A 15,677-nucleotide genomic window follows, 5' to 3' on the forward strand; every position below is an offset into this window, starting at 1 on the left:
CGTAGACCTCCGCCGGCGTGGGCGTGGGTCTGCCCCGGCGCGCCGCACCCACAGGTCGTACCCGGCGGGCGTCAACGGCCGGTGAAAGCTTCAACGAACCAGGCGGCAACGACCTCCGAACATCCGGATGTGACGGGTATATCCGAAGTCATTGCGGTAACCTCGGCGGCAGTGCTGACCCATGATCGTGGTGATCCTTGTCCACCGATTCCGAGCCCGACGCATCCATGGTGCCTGGTCCGGCGCCCTCCCCAACAAACCGCGATGATCCTCGCGGCGCCCGATGTTGGGGCGCTTGGCTTTGGGGCGCCGCAGCCCTGCTCGCCGCCCTGGTGATCGGCGTCGCCGTCCATAAGGCCTGGCCGGTGCTCTTTCCCGCCATCGCCGAGCGCGCGCCGCTGGACGCGGCCTGCGACATCAGGGCTGCGGCTTGCACTGTCCGCTTCGCCGACGGCGGCAGTGTCCGGCTCGATATCCGTCCCAGAGGCATGCCCACCGCCCGGCCACTCGACGTCAATGTTCGCCTCCAGGGTCTGCCCGTACCCGAGCGTATGGAACTGGACTTCACGGGTGTCGATATGGACATGGGTTACAACCGGGTGACCCTCATGCCAGTGGCCGGCGACCCCAGCCGTTACGCCGCCACCGCCATGCTCCCGGTCTGCGTGCGCGAGCGCATGCGCTGGGAGGCGCGGGTACTGCTGCATCTGCCCAACGCCATCCTGGCCGCGCCCTTTCGGTTCGTGACCAACCGACCTGGTGCGGCGCCCTAGCCGCACTGGGCTGAGGCCCTCGAAAACGGTGATCGCGCCCCCAGGGACGCGGGTACGACGATGGGCGACTGGAGTCTGCTGAGCGCGACCACCGACGCCGTCCGGGGCGGATGCGCCGCGGCGTTTTGTCGTCCTCGCCCGGCCTTGTCCCCATGCGATCCATCGGGATGGCGGCCGGCGGGGGCTTCGGCGGCGATGGCCACCTCTGGGGCCAAGGCTGCTGTCACCCTGTTATGATCCGAGTCGGGCAACCGTTGGCAACTGGAGCGAGACATGCGTGTATTGGTAGGGGACATCGGTGGCACCAAGACCGGCCTCGCGCTGGCAGATGTGGTGGGCGATGCGGTGACCCTGGCGCAACCGGCACGCTATCCGAGCCAGGATTTTCCGGATCTTGCGGCCCTGGTGCGTCGCTACCTGGCCGATACGGACCAGAGTCGGCACCACGCCTGTCACCATGCCAGCTTCGCGGTGGCGGGTCCGGTGGTGCAGGGCCGCAGCAAGACGACGAATCTGCCCTGGCGTTTGGACGCCGCCGCACTGGCGCAGGCGCTGGGCTTTCGCCGCGTCCATCTCCTGAACGACCTCGAGGCGGTGGCCTGGGGGGTCGCCGCGCTCGCGGCAGAGGATCTCGCCACGCTCCAGGCGGGTGAGCCCGACAGCGTCGGGAATGCCTGTGTAGTCGCCGCCGGCACCGGTCTCGGCGAAGCCGGGCTTTACTGGGACGGGACGCGCCATCACGCCTTCGCCACCGAGGGCGGCCACACCGATTTTGCCCCCGCAGACGCACGCGAGCTCGCCCTCTTCGAGCACCTCAAGCAGCGCTACGGGCGTGTCAGCTGGGAGCGGCTGGTCTCTGGTATGGGTATCGGCAACATCTACCAGTTTCTGGCGGCCTGGCACCAGGCCGAGCATCCGCCGGCGGTGGCCGAGGCCATGGCAAACAACGGCGACCTGCCCGCAGCCGTGGCGCTGTGCGCCGCAGAGGGCATACATCCATGCACCGAGGCGATGGACCTGTTCGCGCTTCTCTACGGCCGGGAGGCGGGCAATACGGCGCTTAAACTGATGGCCCTGGGAGGCGTTTATCTCGGCGGCGGCATCGCGCCGAAGAATCTGGCGTTGTTGCAGGCGGGCGACTTCCTGGCAGGCTTTCTGGACAAGGGTCGCATGCACGGGCTGATGGAACGGATGCCCGTGCGTGTCATCATGAACCAGCAGGCACCGTTGCTCGGCGCAGCCCGGTTTGCTGCCCGCGAGTGAGGTGCCCGGCGGGCCGCACGCCCGCCGCTGTGGCGCTGTGCGGGACGGCTGGCGCACCGTAGGTGCGTGACCTGGGATGTAGGCCGCAAGCACCGGCATCGCTTCCCGACAGCGACCGCCCCGGCGCCGTGCCGCGTGTGCACTGTCTTGCACGGTCAATGGCACTGTCTCCCCGGCACGCGGGGCGCAGCGGGCGCCACGCCGATGCTGCACCCGTCATTCGAACAAAGTCCTGCATGATAAGGGGTTCCCGTATGCCATCCCGCGAGCGTATCGGCGCTTGGATCGAGTCCGCGCCGGTGCAGCGTGTCATCATCATCGTGATCATCGTCAATGCGATCACGCTGGGATTGGAGACCTCGGATGCGCTGACGGCGCACTGGGGTGGGCTGCTGAAGGCGCTGGACCGGGCAGCGTTGGCAGTCTTCGTCGTGGAGATTGGTCTCAAGCTCTTTGCCTTCGGGCCCCGCTTTTTCCGCGGTGCTTGGAATGTCTTCGATTTCACTGTGGTGCTCATTGCTTTGGTGCCGGCCAGCGGCCCGCTGGCGGTGCTGAGGGCGTTGCGGGTGCTGCGGGTGTTACGGCTGATCTCCACGGTGCCGCGATTGCGGTTCGTGGTGGAGGCGCTGCTGGCCGCGGTGCCCGGCATCACCTCCATCGCCGGGCTGATGCTGCTGCTGTTCTATGTCTTTGCGGTGATGTCCACGAGTCTGTTCGGCGATCGCTTTCCTGAATGGTTCGGCAGTCTCGGCGCGTCCATGTACACTTTGTTTCAGATCATGACGCTCGAGAGCTGGTCCATGGGCATCGTGCGCCCGGTGATGGAGGCCTATCCGGCGGCTTGGGCCTTCTTCGTGCCCTTCATCCTGATCGCGACCTTCACCATGTTGAACCTGTTCATTGGCATCATCGTGGATACCATGCAGACCATGCACGACGCGGATCATGCCGCCGAGCGCCGCGAGATGGAGGGCGCCATGCACGCGGACACCGACCGCTTGCTGGCGGAGCTTCGTAGTCTGCAGCAGGCGGTCGCCGCCCTGCAGGAGGCGCTGAACAGCGCGCAGCGGCGGCCATGAGGCGGCCATGGGATGCGGTGGTCAGCCTGGACGCTTGCGTCACAACCGTCGTCGCTGAGTGTCCTGTATTTGTGCCCGCCATAGCCGGGCTTTTGGTGGTTGCCAGCCGGTTGGCGGCCAGCGGAGGACGCCGTGGGACCAACCCCGTAGGCGCGATGACGACATCCCCGCCGTCGACGCCTCCGCCGGTCACCAACCAGCCCGTTACTGCTCACGCCGGAGAGTGGTGGACGCCGGATTGACGGGTTGGGCGCCGACTGGTGGTAACGCCGTGGATGCCTTCCTGCCGGATGTGCCACGGCGTTGCTGGTATCGAAACCGCTGCGAGCCACCACACAACCGTGTGTCGGTTGGCGGCCGATAATGCATGTGAGCGGACGACAGACAGTTGGACACGAGTGTTGCATGCTCCATCGAGCGTACGAGTATCTTCCCCATGGATGCAACCGCCCGAAAGCGCTGGTGTGTGTCTCGCCGCGGGCGCTGGCGGATACTGGCGCTGCTGTGGCTCTGCGGGCTCCTGTTGCCGCCGGCGGCGCATGCACTGTCGCTCAAGGTCGAGGTTTCGGGTGTCGCAGGGCAGCACAGGAGCAACGTGCTGGCGCTGCTCGCCATCCACCAGGAACAGCAATCCAGCACGCTGACGGTGGCGCGTCTGCTTGCGCTCTATCGCCGGGCGCCGGAGCAGATCCGCGATGCGTTGGCGCCATTCGGGCTCTACCGCGTGCAGGTCGACGACCGTCTCGAGCGCCCGGATGATCCGAATGGACGCTGGGTGGCGCGCTTCCGCATCGACCCCGGTGAGCCGGTGACAATCGGCTCCGTGGACTACCGGATCACGGGCCCCGGGGCCGAGAATCCGGCCTTCCCGCCAGTCTTCCCCATGCAGACGGGCGACGTGCTGCTGCACGCGGATTATGACCGGGCCAAGGGCGAGATCACGACCATCGCCTCGGAACAGGGTTATCTGGATGCGGCGCTGGTGCGCCACGTGGTGCTCATCGATCCGGTGGCTTACGAGGCGCACATCGAGTTTCATCTCGAGACCGGCCCGCGCTGGTATTTTGGCCCGGTGAGCTTCCGGCAGGACTTGCTCGCCGACGAGTATCTGGAGAAGTTCGTGGACTTCGCGCCGGGCGATGTCTACGACCCGGACGTGCTGCTCGGGCTGCAGGGGCGACTCATCGGCATGGAGTATTACCGCAACATCGAAATCGTGCCGCTCAAGGACGAAGCCGGAGCCGACCGCCGGGTGCCCATCCGGGTGGTGGCCGAGCGCAACAAGGCCAACAAGTACCGCGTCGGCGTCGGCTTCGCCACTGACCAGGGGCCGCGATTCAGTCTGGATTACCGCCGCCGCTACATCGGTCCGCGCGGGCACAAGCTGAAGGCGGAGCTCGAGATCGCGCCGGTCACCCAGTCCCTGGTCGCCGAGTACCGCATTCCCTTTCGCAATCCGGTGGCGGACTACGTGCAGCTGCGGCCCGAGATCTACGCCTTCGACACGGCGAGCCGCCAGGGGACGCTGTTCAAGGTGGGGGCGCTCCAATCGGTGGTTACCCCCGGCGGCTGGCGCCGCAACCTCGGACTCGAGTATCGCTACGAAGACTACCGGGTGGCCGAGGCCGACAGCGACAGCTTCACCGGTCTGGTGCCACATGCGTCCTGGTCACGGGTGGTGGCGGACGACCCCATCAACACCAAAGACGGCTACCGCCTGAAAATGCTCCTCCAGGGCACCGCGCGGAATGTCTTGTCCGAGACCAGCTACTTGAGCGGCAGTGCGAACTACAAGGCCATCCGCTCTCTCGGCGTGGACAACCGTTTCATCGGCCGCATGAATCTCGGTGCGACCTGGGCCACCAGCATCCGCGATGTGCCCGCGAGTCAGCGCTTCTTCGCCGGCGGCGACACCAGCATCCGCGGTTGGGGACTCGACGCCCTGGGGCCGCGTGACCCGCAGACCGGGCAGGTGGTCGGCGGGCGCTTCCTCGCCGTCGGCAGCCTGGAGTACCAACGCACCATCAAGGGGCCTTGGAGCGGCGTGGTCTTCACGGATTTCGGCAATGCTTTCGACCCTGATTACAACGCCGACTGGGAGCAAAGCGCCGGCTTGGGGCTGCGCTTCGGCACGCCCATCGGTCCGGTGCGGGTCGATGTGGCCTACGCCATCACCAAGGAGCCCGCGGGCTTTCGACTCCATCTCGGGCTCGGCCCGGACTTGTAATGGCGCACCGATGCTCTCCTGCCACCCGCCGGCCGAGCGGCCGCGACACGAATAGCTCACGCATGGCCAAGCGCACCGCCAGTCGCTCCCTCATCAGCTTTCCGCTCCTCGGGCTGCTGTTGCGGCTGATTGGTCTGTTGATGCTGGTGCTCCTGCTTGGGCTGGGCTTTGTGCTCGGTACGCAGACCGGATTGCGTCTGGCGGTCGCCGTCGCCGAGGAACTGGCGCCCGAGCAGGTGCAGGTCGGCGGCGTGGACGGTCGCGTGCTCGGCGAGCTGACCGTCACCCAGTTGTCGCTGGACCTGCCCGGCCTCGCGCTCGGCCTCGGTCGGCTGCACCTGGATTGGCAGCCCACTGCACTGCTGCGGGGGCAGCTGCGCGTCGTCGACCTGAGCGCCAGCGACATCGACGTGGTCACCAAGCCGCCGGCACAGGACAAGCCCCCCGCCGAGCCCTTCACGTTGCCGCAGATCCGCCTGCCCGTCGCCGTGGACGTCGGGCGCGTGCTCATCGAGGACGTGCGTATTCGCAGCCAGGACGCGTCGCCCGCGGCGGCCATTCATGTGACCCGCGCCGAGCTGTCCGCCAGCGCCGACGGCGACCGGGTCGCGCTGCGTCGATTGCGCACCGACCTCGCGCAGCCCGAGGCCAGCGCCAGTGCCACGGGTGAAATCCGTCTCACCGGCGACTATCCCGTGTCGCTCGCGCTCGACTGGCGCTTCCGGCGTCCGCCGGCGCTGACGCTCACCGGCGCCGGCAGCCTCGAAGGCGATCTCGCCGCACTGCGTATCGCCCATCAGGTGCAGGGCGCGGCGGATCTGACCCTCACGGCGACGGTGCGTGATGTGCTAAAGGCACCGTCCTGGACGGGCGAGCTGGCGCTGAGCCGCCTGGACCTCCCCGCCGTCGTCGGCGATGCACCGGCGGTGGATCTCAGCGCGCGGCTCGAGACCCGGGGCGACCTCGAGCGCGCCACCCTGACCGGCACGCTCCAGGGCCAGGCACCGGACATCGGCGCGCTCGGCCAGCTCGATGCCGCACTGGACCTGATCTGGGCCGAGCAGCGCCTGACGCTGAACGCCGTGAAGCTGCAAGAGCGCGCATCCGGGGCCATGCTGGATCTCGGCGGCCATGCGGACCTGGCGGGTGACGTGCCGGCTTTCAGCGTCAGCGGCCGGTGGCAGCAGCTGCGCTGGCCGCTCATCGGCGATGCCCGGGTGACAGCGCCCGCGGGGACCCTGTCCGTGAGCGGCGACCTCGACGCCTTCGACTACCGCTTGGACGGCGAAGTCCAAGGTGCGGATATCCCGCCGGCGACGCTCGCACTGGCCGGTCGCGCCGGCGCGCGGGATACCCGCATCGACGCCCTGTCCATCGACACCCTGGGCGGGCGCATCGAGGCCAAGGGCACCGTCGCCTGGGCACCCGCAGTCACCTGGGACCTCGCCGTGACGGCCGCCGATCTGGACCCGGGGCGCCAGCTTCCAGGCCTGGACGGCACCCTCTCGATGAAGGCCAACGCCCAGGGGGGGCTGGAGGATGGCTACAGCTTTGGAGCCAACCTGAGCGCGGGACTGATCGCCTACCCCGAGGCGGTGGTCAACCTCGCCGGCGGCGGCGACCGCAAGCAGGTGCACCTGCGGACCCTGACGGTGGAGACCCTGGGCGGGCGCATCGACGGCGGCGGCGAGGTCGCCTGGGCGCCAACGCTGACCTGGAAGCTGGCGCTGCGGGCCGAAGACCTCGATCCCGGCCGTCGGTATCCGGACCTGGCCGGTCGGTTGGGTTTTGCGCTGAACAGCGCCGGGGGGCTCGAGGCGGGGTTCGAGTACAGTCTCCAGGGCAGTGCCGAGCTCGCCCGCTATCCGCCCGCCGTCGTCGACCTGCGCGGTACGGGCACCGGCCAAGCGACGGCGCTCCAAACCCTCGACATCCAAGTGCTGGATGGACGCATCAGCGGCGAGGGGCGCCTGACCTGGTCACCGGCGGTGCAATGGGAGGCGGCGCTGCGGCTGGCGGCGCTGAATCCCGGCAGCGTGCTCGCGGACTGGCCGGGGCGCATCGACGGTGTCCTGGAGAGCAGCGGGCGGCTCACGGCGCAGGGACCCGACCTGAGCGCGCGCATCAGCGACGTTGCGGGCACCCTGCGCGGCTATCCGGTGCGGCTCGCCGCCGAGCTCGGCATGGCGGGCCATGACGTGACGCTGCGAAGCCTGAGCGCCGGCTCCGGCACGACGCGGCTCACCGCGGCGGGAGGCGTCAGCGATGACAATGTGAGCCTGCGCTTCGATCTGGCTTCGCCGGACCTCGCCGCGCTGCTGCCGGGGGCCGCAGGCAGCCTGGATATCGCCGGCGAGGTCGCGGGCACGACCGCCGCCCCCAGGGTGCGCGTGAACCTGCAAGGCCGGGATGCGGAGCTGAACGCGCAGGGCATCGCCGAGGTGACCGCCCGCGCCGATGTCGGCCTCGGGCCGGATGACGACTTCGAGGTCGACATCCAGGGCAAGAACCTCATCATTGGCGGCCAGCGCTTCGAGACGCTCGCCGTGACGGGTGGCGGGCGCATGGCGCAGCATCAGCTGCGCGCCGCCGTCAGCGGTGATCTGCTGGCGCTGGAGCTTGCGGCCGGCGGCGGGCTCGGTGCGGACGGTGCGTATGCCGCGCGGCTCGCGACGCTGGCGCTGGCGACGGAGGAGTTCGGCACCTGGACCTTGCAGCGGCCCGCGGACGTGTCCCTGGCCGGGGGGGCAATCGCGCTCGGGCCGCTCTGCCTGGGCGATGGCGAAGGGTCGGCGGGCTGTGCCGAGCTCGAGCAGCGTCAACCGGGAACCTTCACCGCAGCGCTGGATGTGGAACGGCTCGAGCTCGACGTGTTCAATGCGCTGCTGCCGCCGCTGATGGTCGCGACGGGCCATGTGCGCGCCAACGCGCGCTTCACCGGTGAGGGCAACCGACTCACCGGCAGCGCCCGGGTGGAGGTCCCGACCGGCGAGCTCAGCATGGCGTTGGGTGAGGGCGAGGCGCAGGCTGACGAGCGCCTGGTGTTTTCCAGCACCCGGCTGGACCTGAATGCGGGCGCCGGCGGGCTCGAGGCGCGCCTGGATCTGCCGGTGACCGATCTGGGCGGTCTTCGCGCGGACGTGTCGCTGCCCGGGTTCCGGCTCGACACCGGTGCGGCACAGGCGTTACGCGGCGATGCGCAGATCTCGCTGGACGGCCTGGCGCGGGTGTCGAATCTGCTGCCGGACATCACCAACGTCAGCGGCGATATCGACGGCGATCTGCGCCTGGCGGGCACGCTGGGGCAGCCGGATCTGCGCGGCGAGCTGCGGGTGCGGGGGCTTGGACTGCAGATGCCGCTGTACGGTTTCGGTCTCTCGAACACGGACCTGACACTCGCGAGCCGCAGTGCCGATGACTGGGTGCTGAGCGGCGGTGCGGACATCGGCGGTGGTCGTGTGACGCTCGCCGGCGAGGTGGATCTCGGCGCCGACCCGCCGGCTGCACAGATCAGCGTCAGCGGTCAGAATCTCAGGGTGGCGGACAGCAGCGAGTATTTCGCGCTGGTCTCGTTGGACATGAGCGTCGGCGTGGGCGCCGCGGGCACCGCCGTGCAGGGAACAATCAAAGTGCCCGAGGCGCGGATCAAGCCGCGCACGATACCCACCGGCGCCGTGCAGCCCTCGCCGGATGTGGTCATGGAGGCGCCGGCGGCGGGCGACGGCGCCGCACCCCTGAGCATCAATGTGCTCACCAGGCTCGGCGACGAGGTGAGTATCGACGCCTTCGGGCTGCGCGGGCGCCTGCAGGGCGAGCTGCGGGTGTTGAAGTCACCCCAAGGCGAGCTCCTCGGCGACGGCCAGCTCGAGATCGTCGACGGCAGCTATCGCGTGACCTTGCCGGCACTCGGGGTGATGACCGCCATCGGCAAGCCCCTCACCATCGAGCAGGGCTTCCTGGTCTTCGCCAAGACGCCCATCGGCAATCCGGGGCTCATTCTCAATGCGCAGCGCGTGGGCGGCGACATCAGCGCCGGCGTACAGGTGCTCGGCACCATCCGCAACCCGAAGCTCGCCTTCTTCTCGGAGTCGGATCCGAATCTGACACAGGCGGAGGTGACCCAGTACCTGGTCACCGGCATCCCGCCGAAGCGCGATGCCGCGGCGGACAAGCGCGCCGTCGCCGTTGGCACCTATGTCGCCCCCAAGCTGTATATGGAATACGAGGGCGCCACCAGCGACACGAAGGACAGCGTCAAGATGCGCTACGACCTATCCAAGAACATCGAGCTGCAGACCGAGACCGGCGACAGCCAGGGCGCGGACATCTTCTTCAAGTTCGAGAACTGACGGTGACGTGGACCTCTCGCGGTTGTGGGCTTGATCTGGGTCGTCATTGGGTTGAAGATCACAGGCCCGCTCACTCGCCCCCTCCCGAAGCGTCCATGTCAGTTGCGACAGGTACCAACACCGGCTCAGCTCGCCGCGAGTGCGCCCACGCAGGCCTCACCGCCCGCGCCGCTCAGGCGCTGGGCGGCTACGCCGCGGTGGTGGTGGTCCTGCTGATGCTGCCCGTGACGGATGCGCTGGCCGTGCAGCTGCACGTGCCTATCGTGGGCATGATCGGCGTTGATATGCGCGACATGGACGCCGACGGCCTCGTCGGCCCACCCGGCGGTCAGCGGGCGTTGGACTACGAGTTCTGTATCCCCGCTGGCGAGGGCTTCGCGGCCGAAGTGCGGGCCATCGACGATAGCGCTCGTTTCCACCCGCGTACGCCCGGGCGTATCGGTTGCGGGCCCGAGGAGGTCCTGGTGCTGGGCAATACCCGGGGCCCGGACTTTGCCGTCGTGCTGCGGCGCCTTGCGGATCTGCCCTATGTCGAGCGCATCGAGCGGGCCTGGTTCGAGTAGCGGCGACCGGCCCGCGTCCGCGCTGCGGGACTGGCGCCTGGCCGCACCGCAGCATTGGCCCGCCTGGATCGCGGTGGGGCTTTTTTCACTGCTCGCGCTGTTGCCGTTTCGTGTCCTCTGGGCGCTGGGTCACGGATTGGGACGGGTCGGCTGGCTGGTGCTGCCGGGCCGGCGTGCGGTGGCCCGGGCGAATCTCGCTTTATGCCAGCCGCAGCTGGATCGTCGCGCGCGGGCACGTCTGGTCCGCGCACACTTTGGCTGGCTCGGGGTCGCCGCCCTCTGCCAGGGGCTCAGCTGGCATGCCGGGCGGCGACGTCTGGCGCGCATCGTGCGCATCGTCCAGCGCGAGTACATCGACGCCTGTCTCGCCGCCAACCGACCGGTGATCGTGCTGGTGCCGCATTTCGTGGGGCTGGAGCTCGGCGGCACGGCTTTCACGGCGCTGGTGCATCCGGGTATGTACATGTACCAGCGCATCCGTGCACCGGTGCTCGATGCCCAGGTGCGCCACGGGCGCACGCGCTTCGGCAGCGTGCCGGTGGAGCGCAGCGATGATCTGCGCGGGCTGCTGCGACGCATTCGCGGCGGCACGCCGTTTTTCTATCTGCCGGACCAGGATCCGGGACCGCGGCGGGGCATCTTCGTGCCGTTTTGCGGTGTGGCGGCGGCGACGGTGCCGACACTCGGGCGCATCGCGCGGCTTTCCCGGGCGGCGGTGGTGCCTGCGTTCGCACGCTTCCTGCCCGGCGGGCAAGGACTGGAACTGCGCTTCGGGCCACCCCTGGCGGATTTTCCGAGCGGCGATGACGCCGCCGACGCCGCGCGCATGAATCAGGTCATCGAAGCGCAGTTGGCCAGCATGCCGGCGCAGTATTTTTGGGTCCATCGGCGCTTCAAGACACGCCCAGCAGGAGCGCCGTCCGTCTATCCGGCATCCCGCCGCCGCGCGCGTCGGCGGCGTCCCCGGGCGCCGGCGGACGAGGTCGGTCCGTGAGCGGCGCCCATTCACCCCCCAGCGCTCCAGACGACGTGCCCCGTACCGTTGGGCAGCGCTCCCGGCGGGCGGGCGTGGGGCGCGCACGTGACTGGCTCATCGGCCTCACCCTGCTGATCGGGCTCGTGATCGCCGTCGACCATCGGGTGGGATTGCAGGCGCTGCTCGCGCCCTGGCGCTCGCTTTCGCCCGGGCTCTTGACGGTGGCGTTTGCCCTCACTGCGGTGAGCTACCTCATGCGTGGGCTGCGGGTGTACGACTATTTCGGCCCATTGGTGGCCGGACGCTTCACGGCGGTGCTGCGACTGTCGATGCTGCACAACACCGCCAACAATCTGCTGCCCATGCGCCTCGGCGAGGTCACGTTTCCCTGGCTCATGCGCCGCTATTTCGGCCACAGCTTCCTGGCGTCCGGGGCATCGCTGCTCTGGATTCGACTCATGGATCTCCACTGCCTGGCACTGGCTGTGATCCTCGTGCTCTGGCTGCGGCTGTCGGGCTGGTGGTGGCCTGCGCTGGGGCTGCTGTGGATGGCGCTCGTGCCCCTCGGGCTGGCGTTGCGTCGACGTGGTTGGGCGGCGCTGCTGCCCGCCGGGCGGCTGCGCCATGGGTTGCTATTCCTGCTGGCGGCGGCGCCGCGGGACACGCGCCAACTGTCCCGTCTCTACCTCTGGACCCTGCTCAGCTGGGGTAGCAAGCTGTTGGCCTTTGCGCTGATCCTGGGGCACTTCGTAGATGCGGCGCTCTGGCAACGCCTCGCCGGTGTGCTGGGGGCGGAGCTCTCCAGTGTGCTGCCCTTTCACGGCGTCGCCGGCGCAGGCTCCTATGAGTTCACGGGTATGGCGGCGATGGTACCCCTCGGCGTCGCCGTGGATGCGGCGCTGGCCGGGAGCGTGAATCTGCACCTGTTCCTGCTCGGCAGCACCCTGGTGCTCGGGGCTTCGGCCTTGCTGCTGCCGGTGGGGCGCGCCCGGCTTGGCGCAGAGCACAACGTCAGCGCCGAGATGGCGGCGCAAGGTGGCAGCGCTCCGCGGCGGCCGCAGGGCGGTTGACAAGGCCTGCTTGTCTTGTCCCCGCAGTCTGGCTTGTTCACAAGCAGGCTTTATCGTTGCCACTTGCTCGCAGCGCCGCCGCACAGCCGTCGGCAAGGACGCCGATACCTGCAGAATCAGTTACTTAGTAGCTTGGTCAGCAATGATCCAATCCGAAGAGCCGCCCTTGTTTTCGCGGGCTTAGCACGCTCCCCCAGCGATTCTCCACAGGTTTATCCACAGGAGATGTTGGCGATTGCGAAGATTATATGACAGTCAAATGCCTTGCTCGTAATAAGGCAGAATAGGTCTCAGGTTTGACTCCCAAGACGCTGTTTTTACATTTCTGGGACCGCAGCGCCTTGCGTTTCGGCGCGCTTGTGCACCGCGGACGCCCGCAGTCGCCGGGTTCCGGCTATACTCCGGCGTGCTTTGGCGGGGCAGGCTGCGGCTCAGTCGTTGCCCGGGCGCCGCTCGTCCTGCGCCTGCGCGATGGCAGCAACGCCAAGCGATGACCCGAAGGCCCCCCGGCGGCTTCGCGCCGGCGCAGACTGCGCACCCGCAAACGGCTGCACACCCGCGATTGGGCCACCGCCGTCCTGACGCAGTCCGCCCGGCGCCACCCGGCGCCCCGCAACCGAAAATCCACAGGCCATCGGTACCACTGCTGTTTCCAGAGGCCAGCGGTACCACGCCTCGATCCGGCGGCGCGCCAGCCGTCGCCGCAGCCACCTGAACCGAGCCCCGGACTCACACCGACGTGATCGATAACTTACGTAACATCGCCATCATCGCCCATGTGGATCATGGCAAGACCACGTTGGTGGACAAGCTGTTGCAGCAGTCCGGCACACTCGGCGAGCGGTTCGGGCCCGTGGAGCGGGTCATGGACTCCAACGACCTCGAGAAGGAGCGCGGCATCACCATCCTGTCGAAGAACACGGCGCTCGATGTCTCCCTCGGCGGCACGGATTACCGCATCAACATCGTCGACACGCCGGGGCATGCGGACTTCGGCGGCGAAGTGGAGCGGGTGCTCTCCATGGTGGACTCCGTTTTGTTGCTGGTCGACGCCCAGGAGGGGCCGATGCCGCAGACGCGCTTTGTCACCGGCAAGGCCTTCCAGCACGGGCTCAGGCCCATCGTCGTCGTCAACAAGATCGACAAGCCGGGCGCGCGCCCCGATTGGGTCATCGATCAGGTGTTCGATCTGTTCGATCAGCTCGGCGCCAGCGATGAGCAGCTGGACTTCCCCATCGTCTACGCCTCCGCCATCAACGGCTATGCCGGGCTCGAGGACACGGTGTCCGGCGGCGATATGACGCCGCTGCTGGAGGCCATCGTGCGGCACTGTCCGCCGCCCGCCGTGGACCCGGCGGGGCCGTTTCAGATGCAGGTCTCGACCCTGGACTACAGCGCCTTCGTCGGTGCCATTGCCATCGGCCGCATCCAGCGCGGCAGGGTCAAGCCGAACCAGCAGGTGGTGGTGGTCAAGCGCGACGGCGACCGCCAGCGTGCCAAGGTGGGGCTCGTCTACGGTTATCTCGGCCTGGAGCGGTATGAGGTGAAGGAAGCCGCCGCCGGGGATATCGTCGCCATCACCGGCATCGAGGCCCCGAACGTCTCCGATACCCTGTGCGACCCGGAGGCGGTGGAGGCCCTGCCGGCGCTGTCGGTGGATGAGCCGACGGTGAGCATGACCTTCCAGGTGAACACCTCGCCCTTCGCCGGCCGCGAGGGCAAATACCTGACCTCCCGCCAGCTCAAGGACCGCCTCGAGCGTGAGCTGATCTCCAACGTGGCCCTGCGGGTGGAGGAGGGCACCGATCCGGAGAAATTCCGGGTGTCGGGCCGTGGCGAGCTGCACCTGTCCATTCTGATCGAAAACATGCGCCGGGAGGGCTACGAGCTCGCCGTGTCGCGCCCGGAGGTTATCTTCCGCGAGATGGACGGGCGGATCTGTGAGCCCTACGAGCAGCTGACGGTGGACGTGGAGGAAACCAGCCAGGGCGCCATCATGCAGGCGCTGGGGGAGCGCAAGGCTGAGCTGAAGGACATGGTGCCGGACGGCCGGGGCCGGGTGCGGCTCGACTATCAGATTCCGTCGCGGGGACTCATCGGCTTTCAGACCGAGTTCATGACGCTCACCTCCGGCACCGGACTCAAGCACCATATTTTCGACCACTACGGCCCGGCCAATCAGGGCGGCATCGCGCCGCGCCGAAACGGCGCCATGATCTCCAACGCCCAGGGCAAGGTGCTGGGCTATGCCCTGTTCAATCTGCAGGAGCGCGGGCGCATGCTGGTCTCGCCGGGCGACGCGGTCTACGAGGGGCAGGTGGTGGGTATCCACTCCCGCGACAATGATCTCGTGGTCAATCCGCTCAAGGCCAAGCAGCTCACCAATATCCGCGCCGCGGGCTCCGACGAGAACATCCTGCTGACCCCGCCCATCAAGTTCAGTCTGGAGCAGGCCCTGGAGTTCATCGAGGACGACGAGCTGGTGGAGGTGACGCCGACGGCGATCCGCATCAGAAAACGCTTTCTCAAAGAGCACGAGCGCAAGCGGGCGGGGCGGGGCTAGGGTCCGGTCCGTCGCGCGCAGGCGATCATGGCTCTGCGACGGCGCCGTAGGATGCCCGCGCCCGGGGGCCAAGACGATGGCGGCACCGCAGAACATCCGCGAGCCCATCGCACAGGCCCGCGGCAACCGAAAACCCAGATGCGACGCGTTTAGTCGGAGACAGAGCATCCGCGATGAGTGAAACCCAGGCCGACTGCCGACGCCTACCCTTCCTCCTCACCCTGCTGTTGGCGCTCGTGCTCCTCGGCATCGGGGTGTCTTCGCCGCCGCGGGGCCTGTTCGGGCTGGACGGGGCGCACTGGTCCCGGGCGCTGATCTTCGCCGGCGGCGGTATCCTCGCCCTCGCCTACGCCGATGCCTTTCGCTCGCGCTGCATCCGTGTCTACATGAGCGTCGCACTGCCCATGCTGGCACTGCTCTGCGTGGCCCCGCTCGCGGCCACCGAGCGCGCCGCCTGGGGCGTCGCAGAGTCGCTGTGGATCAACGCTGCCATCGTGGCGGTGCTGCTGCTGGTGTTCCTGCACTTCTCGCTGCACACCATGCCGTCGGCGTGGCGGCGAGGGCTCACGCCCGCGCGCAGTGCGATCCTGGGCGTCGCGCTGGCGGTGGTCGGCGCGTTGTACTGGGAATTCCGGGGCGGCGGTGCCGTTGCGGTGGACAAGACCCTGCCGTTGGCGGCGGACCTGGTGGGCATTACGGCCGGCGCGGTGACGTTCTGGCTCATGATGCGTCATCGCCTCCGGGGTGATGCCGCCTAGTTGCCCCCGCGCCGAGGTCGATGCTGTTGAAGGCCGTCGGGCGCCATCCAGTGCCG

General features: G+C 68.3%; 10 protein-coding genes. All 10 read left to right on the forward strand.

What is annotated here, in order from left to right; all coding sequences use genetic code 11:
- The first annotated feature begins 197 nt into the window (after positions 1 to 197).
- Positions 198 to 773: a hypothetical protein gene (locus QZ588_RS01430; RefSeq protein ID WP_295538925.1), complete on the forward strand. Its 576-nt coding sequence runs from the start codon at positions 198 to 200 to the stop codon at positions 771 to 773.
- 273 nt (positions 774 to 1,046) lie between these two features.
- Positions 1,047 to 2,036, forward strand: a complete 990-nt coding sequence (glk, locus tag QZ588_RS01435) for a glucokinase (protein ID WP_295538929.1) — start codon at positions 1,047 to 1,049, stop codon at positions 2,034 to 2,036.
- A 254-nt stretch (positions 2,037 to 2,290) separates the two neighbouring features.
- Positions 2,291 to 3,115, forward strand: a complete 825-nt coding sequence (locus QZ588_RS01440; protein ID WP_295538932.1) for an ion transporter — start codon at positions 2,291 to 2,293, stop codon at positions 3,113 to 3,115.
- 436 nt (positions 3,116 to 3,551) lie between these two features.
- Positions 3,552 to 5,342 carry an autotransporter assembly complex family protein gene (locus QZ588_RS01445; protein WP_295538934.1) on the forward strand — a complete coding sequence of 597 codons (1,791 nt, stop codon included), beginning with the start codon at positions 3,552 to 3,554 and terminating at the stop codon, positions 5,340 to 5,342.
- A gap of 62 nt (positions 5,343 to 5,404) precedes the next feature.
- A complete protein-coding gene (locus QZ588_RS01450; protein WP_295538937.1) occupies positions 5,405 to 9,691 on the forward strand; it encodes a translocation/assembly module TamB domain-containing protein in 4,287 nt (1,428 codons plus the stop codon).
- A gap of 95 nt (positions 9,692 to 9,786) precedes the next feature.
- Positions 9,787 to 10,254: a hypothetical protein gene (locus QZ588_RS01455; RefSeq protein WP_295538939.1), complete on the forward strand. Its 468-nt coding sequence runs from the start codon at positions 9,787 to 9,789 to the stop codon at positions 10,252 to 10,254.
- A gap of 37 nt (positions 10,255 to 10,291) precedes the next feature.
- A complete protein-coding gene (locus QZ588_RS01460) occupies positions 10,292 to 11,248 on the forward strand; it encodes a lysophospholipid acyltransferase family protein (RefSeq protein ID WP_366929524.1) in 957 nt (318 codons plus the stop codon).
- Between the two features lie 35 nt (positions 11,249 to 11,283).
- A complete protein-coding gene (locus QZ588_RS01465) occupies positions 11,284 to 12,300 on the forward strand; it encodes a lysylphosphatidylglycerol synthase transmembrane domain-containing protein (RefSeq protein WP_295538941.1) in 1,017 nt (338 codons plus the stop codon).
- A gap of 739 nt (positions 12,301 to 13,039) precedes the next feature.
- Positions 13,040 to 14,863 (forward strand): translational GTPase TypA, encoded by a 1,824-nt coding sequence (typA, locus tag QZ588_RS01470; protein ID WP_295538944.1) that lies wholly within the window; start codon positions 13,040 to 13,042, stop codon positions 14,861 to 14,863.
- A 173-nt stretch (positions 14,864 to 15,036) separates the two neighbouring features.
- The gene (locus QZ588_RS01475; RefSeq protein WP_295538946.1) at positions 15,037 to 15,621 is read left to right on the forward strand and encodes a hypothetical protein; all 585 of its coding nucleotides are present in this window, start codon (positions 15,037 to 15,039) and stop codon (positions 15,619 to 15,621) included.
- The last annotated feature ends 56 nt before the right edge of the window (positions 15,622 to 15,677 follow it).

It is taken from the genome of uncultured Thiohalocapsa sp., assembly GCF_913062725.1.
In the GTDB taxonomy this organism is placed as follows: domain Bacteria; phylum Pseudomonadota; class Gammaproteobacteria; order Chromatiales; family Chromatiaceae; genus Thiohalocapsa.

What these genes read in the sequence shown, in the direction of transcription:
- glk (WP_295538929.1), top strand. Translation starts at nt 1,047, where the DNA reads ATGCGTGTATTGGTAGGGGACATCGGTGGCACCAAGACCGGCCTCGCG.
- QZ588_RS01440 (WP_295538932.1), top strand. Translation starts at nt 2,291, where the DNA reads ATGCCATCCCGCGAGCGTATCGGCGCTTGGATCGAGTCCGCGCCGGTG.
- QZ588_RS01445 (WP_295538934.1), top strand. Translation starts at nt 3,552, where the DNA reads ATGGATGCAACCGCCCGAAAGCGCTGGTGTGTGTCTCGCCGCGGGCGC.
- QZ588_RS01450 (WP_295538937.1), top strand. Translation starts at nt 5,405, where the DNA reads ATGGCCAAGCGCACCGCCAGTCGCTCCCTCATCAGCTTTCCGCTCCTC.
- QZ588_RS01455 (WP_295538939.1), top strand. Translation starts at nt 9,787, where the DNA reads ATGTCAGTTGCGACAGGTACCAACACCGGCTCAGCTCGCCGCGAGTGC.
- QZ588_RS01475 (WP_295538946.1), top strand. Translation starts at nt 15,037, where the DNA reads ATGAGTGAAACCCAGGCCGACTGCCGACGCCTACCCTTCCTCCTCACC.